General features: G+C 50.8%; 16 protein-coding genes and 1 tRNA gene. 10 read left to right on the forward strand and 7 right to left on the reverse strand.

Annotated features, from left to right (window positions below; all coding sequences use genetic code 11):
• Positions 1-4 precede the first annotated feature (4 nt).
• Positions 5-1,513, reverse strand: a complete 1,509-nt coding sequence (locus tag H6G21_RS14625) for a caspase family protein (RefSeq protein WP_190574173.1) — start codon at positions 1,511-1,513, stop codon at positions 5-7.
• Positions 1,514-1,704: 191 nt separating this feature from the next.
• On the opposite strand from H6G21_RS14625, the gene H6G21_RS14630 reads away from it, so the two are divergent.
• Complete coding sequence (locus H6G21_RS14630; RefSeq protein WP_190574174.1) at positions 1,705-2,319, forward strand: hypothetical protein; 615 nt, start codon at positions 1,705-1,707, stop codon at positions 2,317-2,319.
• A gap of 303 nt (positions 2,320-2,622) precedes the next feature.
• On the opposite strand, the gene rpsU is transcribed toward H6G21_RS14630, so the two are convergent.
• The 3 genes from rpsU to H6G21_RS14645 form a co-directional block, all read right to left on the reverse strand.
• Entirely contained in the window at positions 2,623-2,814 is a 192-nt protein-coding gene (gene rpsU / locus H6G21_RS14635) for a 30S ribosomal protein S21 (protein ID WP_190574175.1), read from the reverse strand.
• 265 nt (positions 2,815-3,079) lie between these two features.
• On the reverse strand, positions 3,080-3,385 hold the full coding sequence (locus H6G21_RS14640) for an RNA-binding protein (RefSeq protein WP_190574176.1): 306 nt from the start codon (positions 3,383-3,385) through the stop codon (positions 3,080-3,082).
• Positions 3,386-3,730: 345 nt separating this feature from the next.
• Positions 3,731-5,335, reverse strand: a complete 1,605-nt coding sequence (locus H6G21_RS14645; protein WP_190574177.1) for a B12-binding domain-containing radical SAM protein — start codon at positions 5,333-5,335, stop codon at positions 3,731-3,733.
• Positions 5,336-5,592: 257 nt separating this feature from the next.
• Between H6G21_RS14645 and H6G21_RS14650 the strand changes: the two genes are divergently transcribed.
• The 7 genes from H6G21_RS14650 (at position 5,593) to H6G21_RS14680 (ending at position 17,369) form a co-directional block, all read left to right on the forward strand.
• A complete protein-coding gene (locus H6G21_RS14650) occupies positions 5,593-7,680 on the forward strand; it encodes a caspase family protein (RefSeq protein ID WP_190574178.1) in 2,088 nt (695 codons plus the stop codon).
• A gap of 680 nt (positions 7,681-8,360) precedes the next feature.
• On the forward strand, positions 8,361-10,499 hold the full coding sequence (locus H6G21_RS14655) for a PAS domain S-box protein (protein ID WP_199307227.1): 2,139 nt from the start codon (positions 8,361-8,363) through the stop codon (positions 10,497-10,499).
• A complete protein-coding gene (locus tag H6G21_RS14660) occupies positions 10,492-10,947 on the forward strand; it encodes a response regulator (RefSeq protein ID WP_190574259.1) in 456 nt (151 codons plus the stop codon). Before H6G21_RS14655 ends, H6G21_RS14660 begins: the two co-directional genes overlap by 8 nt.
• A gap of 52 nt (positions 10,948-10,999) precedes the next feature.
• On the forward strand, positions 11,000-12,325 hold the full coding sequence (locus tag H6G21_RS14665) for an ATP-binding protein (RefSeq protein WP_190574179.1): 1,326 nt from the start codon (positions 11,000-11,002) through the stop codon (positions 12,323-12,325).
• 171 nt (positions 12,326-12,496) lie between these two features.
• The gene (locus H6G21_RS14670; protein ID WP_199307228.1) at positions 12,497-13,618 is read left to right on the forward strand and encodes a hybrid sensor histidine kinase/response regulator; all 1,122 of its coding nucleotides are present in this window, start codon (positions 12,497-12,499) and stop codon (positions 13,616-13,618) included.
• 6 nt (positions 13,619-13,624) lie between these two features.
• Positions 13,625-14,038 (forward strand): response regulator, encoded by a 414-nt coding sequence (locus H6G21_RS14675; protein ID WP_190574180.1) that lies wholly within the window; start codon positions 13,625-13,627, stop codon positions 14,036-14,038.
• A 106-nt stretch (positions 14,039-14,144) separates the two neighbouring features.
• Positions 14,145-17,369: a PAS domain S-box protein gene (locus H6G21_RS14680; protein ID WP_190574181.1), complete on the forward strand. Its 3,225-nt coding sequence runs from the start codon at positions 14,145-14,147 to the stop codon at positions 17,367-17,369.
• A gap of 72 nt (positions 17,370-17,441) precedes the next feature.
• Here H6G21_RS14680 and aroC read toward each other — a convergent pair whose 3' ends face one another.
• A complete protein-coding gene (aroC, locus tag H6G21_RS14685; protein ID WP_190574182.1) occupies positions 17,442-18,527 on the reverse strand; it encodes a chorismate synthase in 1,086 nt (361 codons plus the stop codon).
• A 298-nt stretch (positions 18,528-18,825) separates the two neighbouring features.
• Positions 18,826-18,897 (reverse strand) — tRNA-Lys (locus tag H6G21_RS14690).
• A 266-nt stretch (positions 18,898-19,163) separates the two neighbouring features.
• Here H6G21_RS14690 and H6G21_RS14695 point away from each other — a divergent pair.
• Positions 19,164-20,444, forward strand: a complete 1,281-nt coding sequence (locus tag H6G21_RS14695) for a tetratricopeptide repeat protein (protein ID WP_190574183.1) — start codon at positions 19,164-19,166, stop codon at positions 20,442-20,444.
• Between the two features lie 63 nt (positions 20,445-20,507).
• Here the strand turns inward: H6G21_RS14695 and H6G21_RS14700 are convergent, their stop codons facing one another.
• The gene (locus H6G21_RS14700) at positions 20,508-20,951 is read right to left on the reverse strand and encodes an RrF2 family transcriptional regulator (RefSeq protein WP_190574184.1); all 444 of its coding nucleotides are present in this window, start codon (positions 20,949-20,951) and stop codon (positions 20,508-20,510) included.
• Between the two features lie 144 nt (positions 20,952-21,095).
• Between H6G21_RS14700 and queG the strand changes: the two genes are divergently transcribed.
• Entirely contained in the window at positions 21,096-22,109 is a 1,014-nt protein-coding gene (gene queG / locus H6G21_RS14705; RefSeq protein WP_190574185.1) for a tRNA epoxyqueuosine(34) reductase QueG, read from the forward strand.
• The last annotated feature ends 301 nt before the right edge of the window (positions 22,110-22,410 follow it).

Here is a 22,410-nt window from a genome sequence, read left to right on the forward strand (position 1 = left end):
CCTCCTATCGTACTCGTTGCTGCCATTGTCCGATCGCCTGCTGTGCAGCCTGCCCCCAGGTGGGTTGCGCCTTGGGAATTCGTTGCGCTGTGGCAATGGCCGCTCGAAAATTGCCCTGAATGGCTTGCTGTTCCGCCAATTCCAGCAAGTCGCGACACCAGCGATCGATTTGTTGTTGAGCCAAGGGATAGGCCGGATCCTGGGGAGAAATTTGCTGGGCTCGCGCGATCGCCCGACTCACCGCCGCTGGATTAATAGGCGTGATAGAACCTTGGGCCTCGGCCAGAATGCGTCCTCCGGAACTGGCGATCGGCCAGAATGGAGGGGTGAGGGAGGTCGGCGGGGTCGGCGGGGTCGAAGCTGGAGGATCGGCGGCCATGGGAGCACGGGCCAAGGAGGGAGAGGGGACTGATTTGGCAGAATTCTCGGACGATCGTTCCTCCACCCTAGGCTCTAGAGCAGGCCGTCCCCATTGGACTAACCCCCAACCCAACAGGATTAACCCGATTAATCCTAGCAGCCAGCCCCACGGCGATCTTCTCAACGGTTGAGAGAGCTGCTGGGCAGGGTGTTCTACCCATTCTCGATCAGTCAGTTCAGCAGCCTTCCCAGTCATGTACGTCTCTACAGATTGTCCAGAAGAGGGTTCAGGAGATCGTTCAGGAGATCGCTCAGGGGAATGCGGAGTCATCAATTCTTCCCCAGCGGACAAACCCGGTTGCAACATGGGTAATCGCATCAGCGAGGGCACGATCGGCGGAACTTGCCAGCGCTCTAACTGTTCTGGCGTAGCAATGATGCTCGGTTCTTGGAGCGGTCGCGTGACATGCTGCCCCAGTTCCGGTAGCCGCACCCGTAGTAGCTTCGCCCATTCAGATAACGGCTGCCCCGCCGCCGATCGCAAGCTTTCTAACACAGCAAGGGTAAAGACGCCCTGCCCCATCATGGGAGACTCGTAGGAAAATTGCTGGGGCTGGCAAGAAAGCACCGTCGCAATGCCAAATTCCCGTGCAAGCTGGGCCGTGTGCTTTCCCAGGTGAGGAATGCTACTGGAGAGTTCCGGGCTTGCTCTGCGAACGGATTGGCTACGGTTGATATCGAGGAGCACCACCGTGCGATCGGTCGGTAAGGTTTTGAGCGTGGCAAACAGCGTCTTGAGGCTGAACCAGGTGTCCGGTGGGTAGGCAGGATTAGCCTCGATCGGCAGTAGATAGTCCTCCTGATGCCACAGATCCCCATAACCACTAAAAAAGAACCAGAGCGAATCCCCCGCTCCGATGCGTTGCTTGCGTAGAACATCCAGCCACTGTTCCAACGTAGGCCGATCGGGATAGGTGGAATAGCCCAGATGCAGGGGCGATGCCTCAGTCATTAACAAAACTTGATCCTGGGGCACCCCAGCGGTTTGGATAAACCAATCGGCGATCGCTTGGGCGTCCTGCTGGGCACATTGTAAGGGTTGTAACAGCTGATAGTGGTTAATGCCCACTGCCATCACCCAAACTTTGCTCATGACAAATCTCCCGAACGGTTTGGTGGCTCTCGCACTATTATGGGGCTGTTAGCGATTCCGATCGCGATTTTTCTCCCGAATTCCGACCCTCAGTCTCTAACGATTTGGTCTAAACCCAGACCCTAGCTTGGGTGGAGAGGGAGTGGTTGGTTGAGTCATACTGCGTCCAGTTGAGGTCAAGTTGAGTCCCTATGCTAAATCCCCTACGCAATCGCTTGTTTAAACAATCTGTTAATCGGCGTGATCGATCGGTTGATCGGCCTGCCTTGCGGTCTCTGACCCAGGGTGTTCTGGGTTTGAGCCTGGTGATGGGAACGGTGACAACCCTGGGAATTGTGCCAACTCTAGTGACCGCTCCAGCAGCCCAAGCCTTTACCGCACGGTTGGATGTCAGCCTCGATCGGATGACCAATGAAGCCTACACCGCGTTTATGCGACGGGCCGAGCTCGTGGCTCGGGCAGCGGCTCAACGAACGTTCGATCGAGATATTCTTGCCAGTTCCGTGGTGATTCATATCCTGGGGCGTAACCAAGGGGCAGAGGCTCCGGTGTTGACCTTGGAAGTCACCCGCGACAACTGGCGTAAACGTCCGGATACTCGGACTTGGGCGACTTATTATCGGACAGCCAATGCTTTGTTGGGCTTTTCATCCAGTCCAACGGATGCCCCCTTTGTACCACCCGCGGCCAATGCTCCGTTTCCAGTGATTCCCGCGTCGGCTCCCCCCGTGCCCAACGCCTCCCCGGAGCCCAACGCACCCAGTGACCCGATCTCGGTACCGCCGAGTTCTAGTGATGTTAGGTAGAAATGTTCAAACGTGCGGGACGTGCAAGCGTGCAGGATGTGTCAGCCTGTGGAACGTTCAGAAATGCGAGATGGGCTTTTCGCGCGTTGCTGTTCAGGGAGTATTGCGTAGAGTTTTACTCCCCCTAGGGGAACTGCGTACCCATAAAAAATGCAGGCCGCCCCTTGCACAGGATTCGCAGGGCAGCCCGATCGCAGGGGTCAGTAGCGTCTATTGTTCGGTTTGTCTGAGCCTGCTGAAGGGAGCCGTTGCCCATTGGCAGGTGTAACTTAGTGGCAGGTGTAACTTAGCGGCTGGTGTAACTTAGCGGCTACGGAACCGTTGTCTATTCTGTTTATGCTTCGCTAACGCCTTCCGCTTTTCCTTTTCCAGCGGAGTTTCAAAATGGCGCTTCTTTCTCATATCTTGAAAGATTCCTGCCCTAGAAACCTGGCGCTTGAACCGTCGCAATGCCGATTCAATTCCCTCATTTTCACCCAAGATAATTTGAGCCATGCTGCCAGTCTCCTCCTGTTGAGTAATCATCGTCTGAAACGAAAAATAACAAAACCTCTTGCAGAGTGGCGCAGTTGCTCAGATCTGCAAGAGACTCTGATATTTTTAAGCTTGACGCAGGGATGATGAATGCTGCGTTTTGGATAAGCCAGGACTGATCTTCGAGTTCCCGTTATACCTAGGCTGTATATCTAGGCTGTATACCTATGGCTGTCGTGGATAACTTGATGACTCTATCCCAGCTAGGTATAGTCAGCGGGTTGATCTAGTAACGACGATCGCGGCGGCCACCCCCGTTGCCCCAACCGCCAGAAGAGGGGCTCCGTTCTTCGCGGGGTTTTGCCTTGTTGACTTTTAAATCCCGTCCCATCCACTCAGCCCCATCCAATGCTTCGATCGCGACATCTTCTTCCGCAGAAGTTGCCATTTCTACAAAGGCAAATCCCCGAAAGCGTCCGGTTTCCCGATCGGTGGGCAACTGAACACGTTTAACCACGCCATATTCCGCAAATGTGCGCTCCAAGTCTTCTTGAGTCACTTGGTAGGAGAGGTTACCAACGTAAATCGACATATCTGAATCTCCGAAAATAAATACATGTAGAGAGGTTAAATTCGGAGAACCACGGTTGAACACTGTTGGGGTGAAGCAAATTTGAGTTCCAGAGCCGAAAAAATCATCTTTACGCCCTGACTATAACACAGGAAATCTCCAAGTTGGTGAATGAATCTCTAGGAATTCTCGGGGGCATCGGCTCCCCAGCGGAAGGGCGTCGCAAACCACCGCATTAACAAGCCTCAAAAAAATCTTGGAGAATGATTTTGAGGCCATTCTCCAAGGACCGACCTGCGGTGATGCATTGCCAGCCAGTGAGTTGATGACTGCAGCCTACAACAGCCTACAACAGCCTAAAGATGACTACACCCCAACGCGATCGGGTAGGACGACGGTCGATACTTGGGTCACCAAATCACCATCGGGGGCCATTGCCACCTGTTCTGCCAACTGGGCTTCAATCTGAGTCCGCACAATTTGCCGATATTCCAGAAAATGTTCCCCCAATGCACAAATACCCAAATACGGTTCCCACACCTTAGGATTGTGACGGATAATGCTGAATAAATAGAACCAAAAACGCCAGCGAGTTTTCCGAACGATGCCTTGCCGCCAACATAACGTGAGTAAGGCGCGAATGTTAACCCAATTCACTTGGCGGACTCGACTGGGACACACCGGAGCCCCCAACTTTAGAAAGTGGCGGTAGGTGCGATCGAGATAGGCCATGGGATCATACAATCGCCAAAAAGCATCCACATATTCCTGCGCAATGTCTTCGATCGGGCGCGTGGGCACAAAATTCATCAAGGTTGTTTGATTCATTCCCGACGCATTGCGTTCTGGGTCAACCAAGCGATTTTCCCGGTTGAGCCGATGCCACAAGGCCGTATCCGGTAACGCCTGCAACATACTGAACATCGCGGTGGGAATCGTTGTTTGCTCCACAAACCGGACAATGCGATCGCCCGCCCCAGATTGCTCCCCATCAAAGCCAATGATAAACCCGGCCATGACCCGCAGCCCGGACTGCACAATTTTCTCCACAGACTCCACCAGGGACGATCGGGTATTTTGGAACTTTTGTGTTAAAGCTAAGCTCGCTTCATCGGGTGTTTCAATCCCTAAAAAGACGGCATTAAAATTACACGCGACCATTAAGTCCATCAATTCTTGATCGTTTGCAAGATCAATGGAGGCTTCTGTATTAAATCGAAAGGGATAGTTATAGGATGCCATCCAAGATTGTAATTCCCGGAGTAATAACTTCACATTGCGTTTATTGCCAATGAAATTATCATCCACCATGAAAATACTACGTCGCCAGCCTAATTCATACAATCGTTCCAATTCTGCCAGCAGTTGGCTGGGGGTCTTGGTGCGTGGCTTACGGCCATAGAGCACAATAATGTCACAGAATTCGCATTGAAAGGGGCAGCCCCGCGAAAATTGCACGGACATACTATCGTAGGCATCGAAGTCCAGCAAGTCAAAGCGCGGAATGGGCGTGGTCGTCACATCAGGTTTCTCTCCATCGGCGCGGAAGATCCCCGATCGCTCCCCCCGTTGAAGCGCTGCAACAAATTGCGGCAGCGTAATTTCCCCCTCATCTAGGATTAAAAAATCTGCTCCCGACGCGATCGCTTCTTGGGGGAGCGCAGTGGCATAGGGGCCACCCACGGCAACCAGTTTCTGGTACTGTTTGGCAATTTGAATTTGGGCTAGAAAATCGGCCTTTTGGACAATCATGGCAGAAAGGATCACCACATCGGCCCAATGCCAATCCGCTGATGGAACCTCGGTGACATTGTGATCGACCAGCTTAAATTCCCAGTCTTGGGGCAAAATTGCAGCAACGGTTGCCAATCCCAAAGGCGGTAACATCGCTTTACGATCGACCAGTTCCAAGGCTTTCTCAAAGGACCAAAAACTTTTTGGAAACTGGGGATAGATTAATAAAACCCGCATAGCACCTCAATTGGAATGCTGGGTGGACTTGACCTCCAGCTTAACGTGACCTGCTCCGTTCTGTGCCAGTGTTAAGGTTTTGTTGGGTTTTGGTGAGGTGAAATTCTGGCGTAATTTTGTGATTTCGTCGAAAAAGTGATCGCTTTTGGGCGGTTATATTCCGGTTAGAGGACTAGGGATGCAACGCACAAAGACAGTCATCGCGTCCCTTTGCCCTCTACAATGGGGATCAGATTCAGTCAAGCATCTTGTTTCCCATGAAGCGGCGGGATTTTCTGTGGCGATCGAGTCAGGTACTCACGGGGGTGGGCCTGGGGCAAACTGTGCTAGCCCCAATCCTGTGGTCTCCCACCCCGGCTTGGGCGGATGTGATCGGCCCCACTCCCCTCAAACGGGCACTGCTCATTGGCATTAATCAATACCCAGACAGTGGCTTGAAGGGCTGCTTGACGGATTTGGATCTACAACGGCAACTGTTGATCTATCGGTTGGGGTTTCCGCCGGAAAATATTGTGACCTTGGTGGATAATGCCGCGACCTCCGACGCGATCGCCGCTGCCATCCAGGATCATTTGGGTCATCAGGCCAACGGGAATACGATCGCCTGGATTCATTTCAGTGGCCTAGGATGTCTTGGCAAAACCGGACAGCCGACTTTGCTGACCGCCAACCGAGGGGAACTGCCCCTAGAACAATTTGCACAGTGGTTATCAGCCCTACCCACAGATAAAATCACCACCATTCTGGATACCAGTTTCCAGTCCAGTGGCGAAGGGGTGCAGGGCAATGTGCGCCTGCGATCGCGCCCCCCCTTGGTCACCGCCAACTGGCCCGAGACTGAAGCAATCCCGTCTCCCGCCCTGCCCACGTTTCCCGGTCTTCTCTTAACCGCCACAAGGGCAATCCCACCGTCTACCGTACTATCGGGGCAGTCTGCCTTGCAGGGCGCAACGGAACTGGATTTTGCAACTTGGAGTGCAGGCCGGTTCACCTACGGACTGACCCAAGCCCTCTGGCAATCGGCCCCGAGCACCCCATTTCCAACCCTCTGGGCCATGACCCTCGCAGCCATGCAGCCCCAATTGCCGGACTGGACAGGGAGCAAGCTCAAAGAGAAAGCAGCAGGTCACCCATTTTCCCTGACCAACCCTGGGGCCATTGGCGTCATTACTGCCGTGAATCGAGAAACGGGGCTTGGCGAAACTTGGCTGGGGGGACTGCCATCGATGGTGCTCGACCCGTTAATGCCCCGATCGCTGTTTTCTGTACAATCAGCGGCGGGATTAGTGGGTCAAGTGCAAGTTCTCGAACGGACGGGACTGCGCGCCAAAGTGCGCTTTGTGGAAGCGGCCATGCCCTCTCAACCGATGCCCCTTGCAGCGGGCCAATGGCTCCAGGAGTCTATTCGTGTTCTGCCCCGGCAACTGGAATTAACGATCGCCCTCGACCAGCATTTGACCAAAGTGGAACGGGTGGATGCGGTCAGTGCGTTATCTAATTTTCCCTACCTCACGGCCATTAATGCCGGAGAGGGAGCCGCTGACTGCCTGCTAGCCAAGGTGGATGAGCCGGCCACCCAAGTTGCCCTGTTACCGAATGCACCGCTGTCGGAACTGGTGCTGCCAGTGGGCTATGGCCTCTTCACCCCGACCCAGGCTCCCATTCCCCATACCCAGGGAGATCGGGGTGAGGCCGTCAAGCTGGCCATTAAGCGCCTCTCACCTACCCTACAAACCCTCTTGGCCAAAAAAATTCTTCGCAGTACAGAAAATATAACGGCCTCTCAACTCGCGCTCCGGGCAACGTTAGATCTGGTTTCGCCCAAAACCAAGCCGCTGATCCAACAAACGACGCAGGCCATCCAAGCAACCACGATCGAGCCCCTAGATAGTCCCACGGTACCTGCTGGAAGTCACCTGCAGTATCATCTGCAAAATTTGGGATCGCAAACGCTGTACTGGTTATTGTTGGGTTGGGATAGTCGGCGCAATAGTTATTTGATTTTGCCTCCCCTCAATTCTAACTTTGCAGAAATTGCCCCCGGCCTAACGCAACCGTTGATGAGTAGCCCCGCCAATCCAGAATGGATCGTGCGCAATACGACAGGCATGGCCGAAGCTTTTTTGATTAGCAGTACCGCTCCGTTTACTCGCACCCAAACCTGTGTGTCCAGTGATCCAGATAATTTTCTGCAGGCCCTCGATCGCCCCTTGGAGATTGTTCAAGCCATCCTTCAGGATCTCCAGGCAGCCAGCCCAACCACCCAAAATCTCAACCCCACAGAAGCCGTTGCCCTCAATCACCAAACCTGGGCGACCTTGCGCTTTACCTATCACGTGGCGTAGCGAGTCTGGCGTCCGGGGCTGGTGAATTCATCAGTTGAGCGATGCAACAACCCGTTCCCCCCGAGCCCATCGGTGGGGCTGTCCCCCTAAGCCCGCAGAAATGTGTCATCGAAAGACAGAGATGCCTCATCGAAAGACAATGTAGTGAGTTATTACAATCCATAGCAGCTAGCGGTTGCAGTCTGGGTAGAATAATGAAATCTATGTAAGGCGTGACATGGAATCGTCTCCGTTGTGTTCGGGTTGCGTCGAGCGATGCTCCACGGTGGTTCTGCTGTAGTTCTGCGGCGGTTCTAGGGTGGTTTAACAGGGCTCCCCGTAATTTTACGATTGATGCTTCATGAATGATGGTTCATCGATCGAGGATGATGTCTATGTCCCTGCAATTTTGTCCTGATTGCTCTTTCCTGACGTACTTTTCTGACGTATTTGATTGATTGCACCCATGTTGCAACCATTGCACACACTCTAGTTCAATCGTAAAATCTGCATCGATCGAACGGCATTACGACCAACCACCCGCGCGATGCGGGACATTAACTAAACCTCTCTTCAACGGTGTTGAGTGGGCTTTCCATGGAGAACCTGAATGCTTTTGAACCGAAGGCCAGGGGAAAACCCAATGGATGGATGACGTACGTTGACCCTGATCCCTGGGAGGGCTCCCTGTGAGTGAAGTGATGAAAAATACCCAATTCAGCGAAATTGATCAACTACAACAACACATTGCCACCCTAGAGCAACTGCAATTGATTTATGAACAGGAATCACTGAGGAAAACGCTACAGTTAGAGCAAGCCTTGCAGGCGTTACATGAACAAAATCAATATCTTGGACAGATCTCACAACAGTTAACTGAACTTTCCACCTTTCAACAGGCCATTTTAGATAGTGCTAACTTTGCGATCATTTCTACGGATTTGCAAGGCACGATTCAATCCTTTAATGTCTCAGCGGAACGGCTGTTAGGGTATCGAGCGGTGGAGGTGGTTGGGCAAGTTACGCCAGCAATCATTCATGACTCCCAGGAAGTGCGCGATCGGGCTGAACGGCTCTCCGTGGAACTCAACACCCCGATCGAACCTGGTTTTGACGTCTTTGTCGCGAAGGCCAAGCGGGGACATGTCTCGGAGGAAGAGTGGACATATATCCGCAAGGATGGAACTCGCTTTCCTGTGGTGCTTTCCATTACCGCCATTCGCAATGCACACCAGGAGATCACTGGTTTTTTGGGAATTGCCAAGGACATTACTGCGCAAAAGCAAGCGGAACGTAAGCTACAAGATATTAACGTTGCGTTAGAGCAAACCGCGATCGTGGCGATCACCGATGCCCAGGGAGTCATTACTTTTGCCAACGAGAAGTTTTGCGAAATTTCCCAATATCAGATCGAGGAATTGATTGGGAAAACTCACCAGATTGTCAATTCAGGGTTCCATTCCCGCCAGTTTTTTACTGAAATGTGGCGCACGATCGCCCAAGGTAAAACTTGGCGCGGTGAAATCAAAAATCGAGCCAAAGATGGGTCTGCTTATTGGGTAGATACGACGATCGTTCCTTTTCTGGACGCCCAGGGGAGACCCTATCAATACCTCTCGATTCGTACCGATATCACCGCTAAGAAAGTTGCGGAAGCGGAGTTACAAACCCTCTCGTTGATTGCGAGTAAAACCGATAACGTTGCCATCGTCACCGATCCTAACGGTTATATCGAATGGACCAACGATGGTTTCCACCGGGTCACGGGCTATCAGCTCCAGGAAGTGATTGGGCGTAAACCAGGGAGCTTTTTGCAAGGGCCGGAGACCTCCCAGACCACCGTGGAGGCGATTCGGCAGGCCCTCGCCCAGGAGGTACCCTTTGCGGGGGAAATTTTGAACTATCACAAAGATGGCACCCCCTATTGGATTCTGTTGCAAATCAATCCAATTTTTGATGAATCTGGCAGGTTAGCGCATTTCATCGCGATCGAGAGTGAAATTACCCAGCGCAAACAGATGGAATCGGATTTGCAAAAAGAAGTGGAAGAACGCCAACGGGCAGCCCAAGAGTTACATCAATTAGCGGAACAGCTAGAAATTAGCAACCGTGAACTCCAGGATTTTGCCTATGTCTCTTCCCACGATCTACAGGAACCCCTGCGTAAAATTCAGGCCTTTGGCGATCGCTTGAAGGCAACCTGCCAGGATTCATTGAACGAAAAAGGACAAGATTATTTAGAGCGCATGTTGAATGCGGCCAGTCGTGCCCAAGTATTAATTAATGATTTGTTAGACTTTTCACGGGTCACGACGAAGGGCCAGCCCTTTGAAGCAGTCAACTTAACGGAGATCTTAGAAGGTGTACTGTCCGATCTAGAAATTCGCATTGAGCAAACGGCAGCCACGATCGATTGCGACCCCTTGCCGATCATCGAAGCCGATGCACTACAAATGCGCCAAATTCTGCAAAACTTACTGAGTAATGCGCTTAAGTTTCGACGTGAAGATATCGCCCCAAAAATTCAGGTGCGATCGCAAATCCTCACCCAAGATAATCAAGATTGGTGTGAGTTACGAATTATCGATAACGGGATTGGCTTTGACCAAAAATACACCGATCGTATCTTCCACATTTTCCAACGCCTCCATGGACGGGGTAGTTATGAAGGCACGGGCATTGGCTTGGCAATCTGCCGTAAAATTGCAGAACGGCACGGCGGTACCTTAACGGCGGAAAGCCAGCCGGACCAAGGTGCAACCTTTATTTTCACCCTGCCCATGCAGGTGACGCCAACCTCTTTTCGCAACGCAGTCATTGAAGGAGATGATGATGCCTAACAAAGGAAAAAGTATTACGATTCTGGTGGCCGAAGATGATGAGGACGATCGGTTTCTGATGCAAGAAGCATTAGAAGAAAATCGTCTGGCCAATGATCTCCATTTTGTCGTGGATGGGGAAGAGTTAATGGATTACTTGCTGCATCGAGGGGCCTATACCGATCCTAAAACAGCCCCCCGTCCCAGTCTGATCCTGCTGGACTTGAACATGCCCCGCAAGGACGGGCGCGAAGCACTGAAGGAGATTAAAGCCGATCCCGATCTGAGGCAAATTCCCATTGTGGTGCTGACTACCTCCAAAGCCGAAGAAGATATTCTACGCACCTATGACCTAGGGGTCAGTTCTTTCATTGCCAAGCCTGTCGTGTTTGAATCCATGGTGCAAATTATGAAAATGTTGGGCACCTACTGGTTTGAAATTGTGGAATTGCCCGATCGGCTTGCCTAGCGTGCCATGAATCTTTGGCACCCTGCATCGTTGAGTAAATCGCCCAGGAATTATGACTGATTCAAACTCCCCCAGCCAACTGACCACTTGCGATTTAGCGCTGCAACAACAACTCACTCAGGCAACTTTACTGGCCTCCGTGCTGCAACGCATTCGCAGTTCCCTGGATCTGGAGACGATTTTGACGACGATCGTCGAAGAAGTGAGGGAGTTTCTCCAGACCGATCGGGTGGTTGTTTTTCAAGTATTTACCGATGGCACCAGCAAAGCCACTGCGGAATCCGTCGGGGAACCCTGGCGCAGTATTTTTGAAGTTGTCTTCCCCCCGGAAGCCTTTCCCCAGAGCTGCCATGACAGTTATCTGAGCGGTAGAATTACTCGCATTTGCAATCGGGAACAGGCGAATATTGTGGATTGTATGCGCGGGTTTATGGCGACCTTTGAAGTACAGGCATGGCTCTCCATTCCCATTATTTTGGGCGATCGGCTATGGGGACTGATCCTAGCCCATCAGTGCTCTGAACCGCGCGAGTGGCAAGACTGGGAAGTGTCCTTCATGGGCCAATTGGCTAGACAACTCGAAATTCCCCTAGAGCAAGCAGAACTCTATCAACGTTTACAAATCGAGCTGGAGGAACGCAAAAAAGCAGAAGCAGAGTTACGGGACCTGACCGAACGGCTGGAACGTAGTAATAAGGAACTGGAAAGTTTTGCCTACGTGTCTTCCCACGATTTGCAGGAACCGCTGCGTAAAATTCAAGCCTTTGGCGATCGGCTCAAGAGTCGTGCAGGGGATTTACTCGACGAAAAAAGCCAGGACTACCTCCAGCGCATGTTAAGTGCAGCTAACCGAGCCCAGATCCTGATTGACAACCTGTTGACCTTTTCGCGTATCACGACCAAAATCCAACCCTTTACCGCAGTCAATTTACGGGAAGTCATTGATGGGGTTCTGTCGGATTTGGAAATTCGCATTGAAACCGTAGGCGGAACGGTTGAGGTGGGCGAATTACCTGTCATTGAGGCCGATGCCCAGCAAATGCGCCAACTCTTTCAAAATTTGTTAGGCAACGCCCTCAAGTTTTGCCGCGAGGGGGTGCCGCCGGTGGTGACCATCACCGCAACGGTGGAAAGCAACAAGGTGAAGATTGCTGTAGCCGATAATGGGATCGGATTTGAAGAAAAGTATCGCGATCGCATTTTTGAGGTGTTTCAACGCCTGCATGGTCGATCGGAGTACGAAGGCACGGGAATCGGCCTCTCCATTTGCCGCAAAATCGTGGAACGCCATGGCGGCAAAATTGTCCCCTACAGCCAACCTGGGGCTGGGGCCACCTTTGTCATGACCTTGCCACTCCAACAGTCCGCATCGATGTAATAAGAAATTTCTAGTAGAAGCGTCATTTTCTGGGTTATGACCTAGGCTGATCGGTGTAGATTGCCGTGGTCTGTGGGTTATCGTGGCTTACGGCTGATTGTCATCTAGTTGTCCATCTTTTGTCTCCATGATTGAAGTCATAACCTTTCTGCTGTCCCGACGAGTTGATCTATGGCTACAGAGATTTGTCGAGTTCTATTAGTCGATGACGATGAAGACGACTACATTGTCACCCGCGACTTTTTGAGTGAGGCGGAGCAGGTTGGGTTTAAACTCACTTGGGTGGATAACTACAACGCTGGGCTGGCAGAAATCAGCCAAAATCGTCATGATGTTTACCTGTTTGATTTTCGCCTAGGAAAAGAAAATGGCCTAGAGCTTTTGCAGGCTGCCTTACAAATGGGGTGTCAAAAGCCAATTATCCTGCTGACGGGGGTTGGGGATCACGATATTGATCAGAAGGTGATGGCTGCGGGAGCCTCGGACTACTTGGTCAAGGGGACAACTTTAAGTGCGACCCTATTGGAACGGTCCATCCTGCATGCGATCGAACGCAAGCGATCGGAACTGCGCCAAAACCAGCTTGTGGCAGAGTTGGCGATCGCCAACCAAGAACTCAAAGATTTTGCCTACATCGTTTCCCACGATCTCAAAGCGCCCCTACGGGGCATTGCCTCCTTGGCGGACTGGCTGGTGAGGGATTACGGCGATCAGCTGGATGATGAGGGCCAAGAAATGCTGCAACTGATGCGAGGTCGGGTGCGGCGCATGGGAGATCTCATTGATGGAGTCTTGCAGTATTCTCGGGTAGGGCGCGTCCGGGATGAAAAGACCGAAGTTGATCTGAACCAACTCCTAGCGGAGGTCATTGACATCATTGCAGCGCCATCAGGGATTAAAATTGTCATTGAGACAGAACTACCAACGGTTTTCGTGGAACGCACCCGGATTCAGCAAGTCTTTCAAAATTTGATTAGCAATGCGGTCAAATACATGGGTCACCCTGAAGGAACCATTCGGATCGGTCACACCCAGGAAGAGGACTTCTGGCAATTTTTTGTGGCAGATACGGGGATTGGCATTGAGAAACGGCATTTTGATAAAGTATTTCAAATTTTCCAAACCCTAGTGCCTCGAGATAAGTCAGAAAGTACAGGGGTCGGCTTAGCCATTGTCAAAAAAATTGTTGAACTCTATGGTGGACACCTCTGGCTCACGTCCCAGGTGGGGCAGGGCAGCACGTTCTTCTTTACGCTTCCCTGCCATCTTCCTGATTCCCATCTTGCCGATTGAGGATGTATGAACAGTTCTGACCCCATTTTGCTCGTAGAAGACGATCGTATTGATGTGCTAAATGTCAAACGCGGATTGCGAGAGATTCAGGCCGCCAATCCCTTACATGTCGTCGAAGATGGCGAAGCTGCGTTAGAGTTTCTACGGAACCCCCAGAATCCCAAACCTGCTCTAATTCTATTAGATTTAAATATGCCTCGGATGAATGGGTTAGAGTTACTTCAGGTGCTCAAACACGATCCGGGATTGCAAACCATTCCAGTCATTATTCTCACAACGTCCCAAGAGGACAAGGATCGACGAGAAAGTTTTCAACTGAATGCCGCAGGATACATGGTTAAACCCTTAGATTATGAGGACTTTGTCGAAATTCTTCAGGCCATCTATCGCTATTGGTGCCTGAGCCAATCCCCGAGCTAGATTGGCGGATCGTGGGTTGCGTATTATCCTACTTTTAACGAATCAATGATTTTCTCTGCTCGATTATTTCGCACTTAACTTTTCGCAATTCCATCGCCCAACTACTATGAGCCCTGTTGCTGCTCCGTCCATCAAAGTCCTTCTCGTCGAAGATGATGTCATTGATCAGTTGGCATTTACTCGTTGCGTCAAGCAGACCTTTCTTCCCTACCAATATACAGTAGCAACTTCTCTGGCGGAAGCCCAATCCATCTTAGAGTGCCACTCCTTTGATGTGGCAATTTTGGATTTTCACTTGGGGGATGGAACAGCCTTAGAACTGGTGGAACAAGTGCAGTCCCATAAGCTACCCTTCATTATTGCAACGGGGAGCGGTGATGAAGAAATTGCTGTGCGGTTAATGCAGCATGGCGCTTATGATTACCTAATTAAAGATCCCGATCGCCACTATTTAAAAATATTATCCACTACAGTTGATAAGGCGATCGCTCGCAAGCAAGCGGAAGAACAAATTCAATTACTCACCCATGCTGTTCAGCATGTTCGTGATGGGATTTATATTGCGGATCAAGATCATCGTTTAGTGTTTATTAATGAATCTCTGGGAAGCATTTGCAACTGTTCTCCAGAGGTTGTTATTGGACAACCCATTCAAAAACTCAATCAACCAGCCCTGACCCAGCTAGTTACAACAATGACGGCAGATTTTTCTGGGTTGTCATCGGATAGAGAAGTTGCAATTGCTGCCCCCAATGGGGAGCTGACTCCGATGTTACTGTCGGAATCCTACTTGGTTCAACCCGGTGATCAGTACCTCCGCATTGGCATTCTGCGCAATATCAGTTCGCTCAAACAGGTGGAACAGGATCTCCGCATTGCCCAGGAAAACTTAGAACACAAAGTCGCTGAACGAACCGCCCAACTCCAACAAGCCAACCGCGCCTTAGAAGACCTGAATACGGAACTGGAACATCGGGTTGCGCTGCGGACGGCGGAATTACAAGAGCGGGAAGCGCAACTTCAGGATTTTCTGGATAATGCTAACGATTTGATTCAAAGTGTTCAGCTTGACACGAGTTGTTTGGAATATGTCAATAAGGCTTGGCGGAAAACCTTGGGCTATACCGAGGCTGATGTGCAGACAATGACGCTGTTGGATGTGCTACATCCCACTTGCCACTTGTACTATCAAGACATCGTTGCAGCCATGCGATCGGGATCTTTGTCCAATATTGAACAGGTGGAACTCACGTTTATCACGAAAGACCACCGTAAGGTCTTGGTAGAAGGCAGTATTAACTGTCGTTACGTGGGTGATCAACCTGTGGCGACCCGTGCAATTTTGCGAGATATTACCGATCGCCGCCAAGCGGAACAAGCCTTGCAAAACAGCGAAAAATTTTTGGATTCCATCATCGAGAATATTCCAGATATGATTTTCGTGAAGGATGCCCAGGACTTACGATTCATCCGGTTTAATAAAGCGGGGGAAGAGCTTCTAGGCTATTCTCGGGAAGAATTATTGGGTAACAACGACTATGACTTTTTTCCCCAGGATGAAGCCGATCAATTTACTGCCCAAGACCGAGCTATTTTAGCGTCTCACCAGGTTCCAGAACCGTTGGAGAATAAAATCCATACCCGTCACCAAGGCGTGCGGTTTCTCCATACCAAAAAATTAGCCATTACCGATGAAGAGGGCAATCCCCAATATTTATTAGGCATTTCCGAAGATGTCACCGATCGCAAGCAAATTGAGCAGGCTATGAACCGCCAGTTAGCAGCCATAGAGGCCGCGATCGATGGCATTGCCATTTTACAAGACAATACTTATATCTATCTCAATCAAGCCCATTTATCTCTGTTTGGCTATGAGCAGACCGAAGAACTGTTGGGCAAAACGTGGCAAGTAATCTACAGTTCCCAGGAAATCGATCGGTTCCAGCAAGAGATATTTCCGACTTTAGAACGCGATCGATCCTGGCAGGGGGAAGCGATCGCCACCCGCAAAGATGGCACCCAATTTGCAGAGGGACTGTCCTTAACGTTAACCGACGAAGGCTTACTGATTTGTGTCTGTCGAGATATCAGCGATCGTAAACAGTATGAAGTGCAGTTGCAGCAAACCAATGAACAACTTGCCCGAGCCACGCGGTTAAAGGATGAGTTTCTAGCGAACATGAGCCACGAACTCCGGACGCCCCTCAATGCAATTTTGGGCATGACGGAAGGCTTACAAGATTCAGTATTTGGTGAAATCAATCCCTTACAACTCAAAGCTCTAAAAACGATCGAACGCAGTAGCAATCACTTACTGGAATTAATTAACGATATTCTGGATCTCGCTAAAATTGAAGCAGGACAAGTTACGCTCGAGTATTCTGCCACCAAAATCAATCAGCTTTGCCAATCCAGCCTGGTCTTCATTCGGCAACAAGCTTTAAAAAAACAAATCCAACTCCAAGTAACCGTGCCTGAGGGCCTGCCAAATCTATGGGTGGATGAACGGCGAATGCGCCAGGTCCTGATTAACCTGCTCACAAACGCCGTGAAATTTACACCGGATGGGGGGAGCATTACCTTAGAAGTTAGTCTGGTACCACCAACCGGAACGAGGCCACTTGCCGAAATTCAATTTGCAGTCATTGACACTGGAATTGGGATTGCCCCCGAAAATGTCAAAAAGCTCTTCCAACCATTTATTCAAGTAGACAGTGCTTTAAATCGCCAATACCAGGGCACCGGACTGGGACTCTCCTTAGTCAAACGAATTGTGGAAATGCATGGTGGAGAAGTGGGCCTCCAAAGTCAAGTGGGGGTCGGCAGTCGGTTTACCATTACCCTACCGCTCACGGAGGGTACGCCACCCTTCACGCCCCTAGAAGCCGATGCCACCCTCGAATTTCTCCTACCGGAAGCCGCCGCGATCGCGTGGACGGCTCCTTGCATTTTATTAGCAGAAGATAATGAAGCCAATATTGAAACGATGGTGAGTTATTTGACGGCCAAAGGGTATGAGGTAATTGTGGCCAATCGGGGGCAGGATGTGGTTCCCCTAGCACAAGCCGAACGCCCAGATTTAATTTTGATGGATGTGCAAATGCCGGAGGTGGATGGGTTAGCAGCGATTCAGCAAATTCGCCAGATTCCTGAACTCGCTACACTTCCGATCGTGGCACTCACCGCATTGGCCATGGCGGACGATCGGGAGCGCTGCCTCAATGCAGGAGCCAATGATTACTTGACTAAACCCGTCAAGCTAAAACAGTTGGTCGTAACAATTCAGCACTGGTTAGCGCAGACCCGATCGGCCCCGACTTCAGACCCATGATTCCCCAACTTCAGGCCCGTGATCCGCAGTCGGCCTTTCTCAAGCTAGAACCTTCTCAATCCTAGAACTTTCTCAATCTACGCCGCATTGCCCCCGTTGCCGCAATAGATGATCACACAGCACTAAGGCCACCATCGCTTCCACCATGGGAACCGCACGGGGGAGTACACAGGGATCATGGCGACCCTTAGCAGACAGCGTCGTTTCTTGACCGTCTTTACTCACGGTTTGTTGTTCTTTACGAATCGTTGCCGTAGGTTTAAAGGCTACCCGAATCACAATATTTTCGCCGTTGGAAATGCCACCCTGAATCCCCCCCGATCGATTGGTCATGGTGCGAATCCGATCGCCCTCCATGTAGAAAGCATCGTTATGCTCACTTCCGGTCATCAGCGTGCCAGCAAACCCCGAGCCAATTTCAAAGCCTTTGCTAGCGGGCAGCGACATGACCGCTTTGGCTAAATCAGCTTCTAGCTTGTCAAACACAGGCTCACCCAGTCCCAACGGAACCCGCCGCGCCACACATTCCACCACACCCCCGAGGGAATCCCCTGAATCCCGCGCCTGCTCAATCCGCTCAATCATGCGATCGGCCATTTCTCCATCGGGACAGCGGACAATGTTGCTTTCCACTTGCTCAAGGGTGACGGTGGCATCGTCTACATGGGCTTCTAAGTCTTTAATGCGCTTGACGTAGCCGATAATTTCGACCCCGGCCATTTCCTGGAGAATCTTCTTGGCGATCGCCCCCGCCGCCACCCGTCCGATCGTTTCCCGCGCCGACGATCGGCCCCCACCGGCCACCGCTCGGATCCCGTACTTGGCGTCATAGGTGGCATCCGCATGGGATGGGCGATACTTCACCTGCATATCGCCGTAGTCCTGGGAGCGGTGGTCTTTGTTCCGCACCAGAATGGCAATGGGCGTGCCCAAGGTTTGACCGTCCAAAACCCCGGAGAGAATTTCGCAGGTGTCTTCTTCCTTGCGGGGGGTGCTGATTTTGCTCTGGCCCGGACGACGGCGATCGAGCTCAAACTGAATCTCCTCAGTGGAAATCTGCACCTTGGGTGGACAGCCATCCACAACGACACCAACGCCTCCCCCGTGGGATTCTCCAAACGTTGTAATTCGAAACAGATGACCGAATGTGCTACCCATAGCGAACCTTGTTGCAGCTTGTTTTCCGAAGTTTTTGGAGCTTCGATCGTACCTGAAAATGGGTGCTGAATCCGGTGGTTTCCAGGTAGAACTCGTAAAAAGCAATCCAGTGAGGGGAAGATTGCACTGTGTCTAAAACTTCTCCAAATTCACCCTTAACGGTGAACTCGGTTCTTAGAGCAAGACATTAGCTTCGGTCAAAGAACCCAGCTAAATGAACAACCTAACTCAAACAGAAGCAGGGAGGTTGAAGCACCTACCAGATAAAGCGAGTATACCAACAGTAAAAACTTAAGAATGGGTCGCCTGGGATTCGAACCCAAGACCAATCGGTTAAAAGCCGAGTGCTCTACCGCTGAGCTAGCGACCCTTGATTCTGCAATTTGTTTTGCAGTTCAGTTTGGCAATGCGTTTTTCCCGCGCTCGCCTTAGTGATAATAACACAACCCTCCCAGGATTTGGCAAGGGGGTACACCAAAAAAAGTTTTAGAGTCCCTTGAAGGAGTGATCTATTAGTCTTTTCAGAAAGCAAAGTTTGCTAGGCAGGCCCCCCTCAGTAAGATAGATATCTCTTGCCAAGATTCATAGCGGGATATGCGCCACAATTTGGGAGCCGAATCTGCTTTTGAGCAGGGAATGCGTCTTTGTAAAGCAGGACTCTACGAAGACGCGATCGTTTACTTTGACCGAGCCATTCACCAACGACCCGACTGGTATGTTCTGTGGTACGAGCAGGGTAAGGCATTCATGCAGGCCGGAGCTGCAACTGAGGCGATCGCCAGTTTTAAGGAAGTGTTGGCCATTCGGGAAGACTTTGAACCCGCTTGGAATCACTTGGGGAAAACCTTGGCCGCCCAAGGACGCTATGAGGAGGCTATTACCAGCTACGATCGAGCACTAGCCTTTAATCGCCATAGCTATAAAACCTGGTACAACCGAGGCAATGCGCTGATGAAGCTCAACGCGCTGGAAGATGCCATCCATAGCTACGAGCAAACCCTGCAACTACGACCGGACTATGCCGAAGCTTGGTACAACCGAGCGATCGCCCAGACCCATCTAGGGCAGCTCGAAGCAGCATTATCCAGTTATGAGAGTGCGCTCAAGTTTCGTCCACACTTTTCCAATGCCCATTACAATGCGGGCAATCTATACCAACGATTAGGCCAGTATGAGGAGGCGCTGGTTAAGTACAACCGCGTTTTGGAAATCAAGACCAATTTGCCTCAAGTCTGGTTGAATCGAGCCAATGTGCTGCGTAAATTGGGGTTTCACGAAGAAGCGCTAGATAGTTACGATCGCGCCTTGGCCTTGGATGATCAGCTAGCGGAAGTGTGGTATCACCGAGGCAAAACCCTGGAAACGCTCTATCAACCAGAAGCCGCGATCGCCAGTTACACCCGTGCCTTAGAACTTTTACCCAGCTTGGCAGAAGGTTGGTATATCCGAGGCTGCTTGCGGCAACGGTTAGGGGACTTTGAAGCGGCGGTGCAGGATTTTGACCAAGCGATCGCAAACCGTCGAGATTTCAGTGTCGCTTGGACAGCACGGGGCAATGCCTTACAAAAGTTAAGTCGCTATGATGAAGCGATCGCGAGTTTTGATCAAGCCTTGGCTATCGATGGGGATGATTTAGAAACTTGGTATCGTCGAGGCAGAGCCTTGGATTATTTAAATCGCAATGAAGCGGCGATCGCGAGTTATGGCAAGGTGCTGGCTCTAAATCCCCGGTGTGATAAAGCCTGGTACAGCCGAGGGGTGTCCTTGAGTCATCTCGGACATTACCAAGAGGCATTGACTAGCTTTGATAAGGCGCTGAGTATCAACCCCAATTTTGTGGATGCAGAAAGTCGCAGACGGATCACCTTGAATCAGTTACAACATCAGGCTGAACTTGTACATCGCCACGAGGGGTAATGGGGAATATTGGCCCAGCAACCCGATCACACTGAATCTATCCAATTGAGCTATCCAATTGAGCTATACGATAAAACTCGCTTCTGCCCCTTGGGAGGCTTGCCAACTGCGAGCGTCATAATAGAGATCCTCAAGGCTAATACTATACAGAGCATCCCGCATTTTTTGATGGAGTCGATTCCAGACAGCAAACGTGACCCAATCTTCGGCTTGGGCCTCATCCCGCACCTGACGCGGTAGGGGTTCGATCGTTTCTCCCACTGCTGCTAAAATTTGCCCCAGGGTAATGTGGGTGGGGGATTGGGCCAGTTGGTAGCCGCCTTGGGCACCCCGAATCGCATTAACTAAGCCCGCTTTGCGCAGTTCGATTAACAGTTTTTCGAGGTAGGGGGCTGGCAGGTCTTGCCGTTGGGCGATCGCGTTGACGGAGGCAGGGCCATAGTTGGGCTGGAGGGTCAAGTCGAGTAAGGCTTTGACACTGTAGTGACCACGGGTTGTCAGTTTCATACCTAGGAAATTCGCAATCTATTGATTGTTTGCTTGTCCAATTTTGTTTGTCCAACTGATTTTAAATTCGCTAATCAATAATCCTATGCAGGATCGTTATCCTGTAACATTATCGGTTACCCAACCCCCGATCGCTGTGATGTTATGGCTGTGAATAAACCTTTGGATGTGACGAATGCCATTAAGCAGAAAGCGTTAGATCTAGGATTTCATAAAGTGGGCATTGTGCGGGTGGCGGATTGGGCTGGAGTGGAACCGGAAGGGTTGCGATCGTGGTTGGCCAAGGGCTACCAAGCAGAAATGGCTTGGATGGCAGCCAGTAAACGGCAGAATGTCTATGAAATTTTGCCCACGGTGAAATCGATCGTCTGTGTGGCCATGAATTACTACACCCCTCACCAGCGACCCTCGGGGGCCGAGTATGGCAAAATTTCCCGCTACGGTTGGGGCCGGGACTACCACAAGGTCTTGCACAAGCGCCTTAAAGCCCTGTCCCTATGGCTAGAAGCACAAACTTGGTTAGAGACCCAAAATGAGAGGATTCAAACCCGTTACTATGCCGATACTGGGCCGATTCAAGATAAGGTCTGGGCCGAGCGGGCAGGCATCGGGTGGATTGCCAAAAATAGTAATGTGATTACCCGCGAATATGGTTCCTGGGTCTTTCTAGGTGAGGTTTTAACAAACTTAGATTTAACGCCCGATCGACCGCATACGCAGCATTGTGGTACCTGTACCCGTTGCATTGATGCCTGTCCAACGGCAGCAATTACGGAACCGTTTGTCGTAGATGCCAATCGGTGTATTGCTTACCATACGATCGAGAATCGTAGGGAGGAATTACCCGAGCATATTGCCCATCATCTCCAAGGCTGGGTTGCGGGCTGTGATATTTGCCAAGATGTCTGTCCTTGGAATCAACGCTTTGCCCAGGAAACAGACATTCCTGACTTTCAGCCCTATCCAGACAATATCGCGCCTAAACTACAAGATTTAGCCCAGATTAATGCGGCAGAGTACGATCGGCGTTTTCCCGCTTCAGCCCTACGCAGAATTAAGCCTGAGATGTGGCGGAGAAACGCCCGCGCCAACCTAGAATTTAGTGACTTGCATGATAGCAGCCCTAAACCACAGGCATACCACACAGATAATGAGTAGCAGACAACATGCTTTTCTACTTACGATTTACTATAATCTCATACGGATTTACTTCTGTATAAAGTATAGATAAACTTTCCTAATTATTCTCTAGCCTGGTCATAAAATCCACCTAGAATCTAAGTAGAAATGACGACTAGGAATGACATGCCGTCATCGCAAGATTACAGGGATTTACGAGCTTCTACCTAGGTGCATTACAGGCTACCAAAGCAGTAAGTAGTTTGACAGACAGTTTGTCAGATAGTTTGAAGTACGAAATGACAAAAGTCTTTGGCTCATTCTAATCCCTCACCAGTTG

This window comes from Alkalinema sp. FACHB-956, assembly GCF_014697025.1.
GTDB lineage: Bacteria > Cyanobacteriota > Cyanobacteriia > Leptolyngbyales > Leptolyngbyaceae > Alkalinema.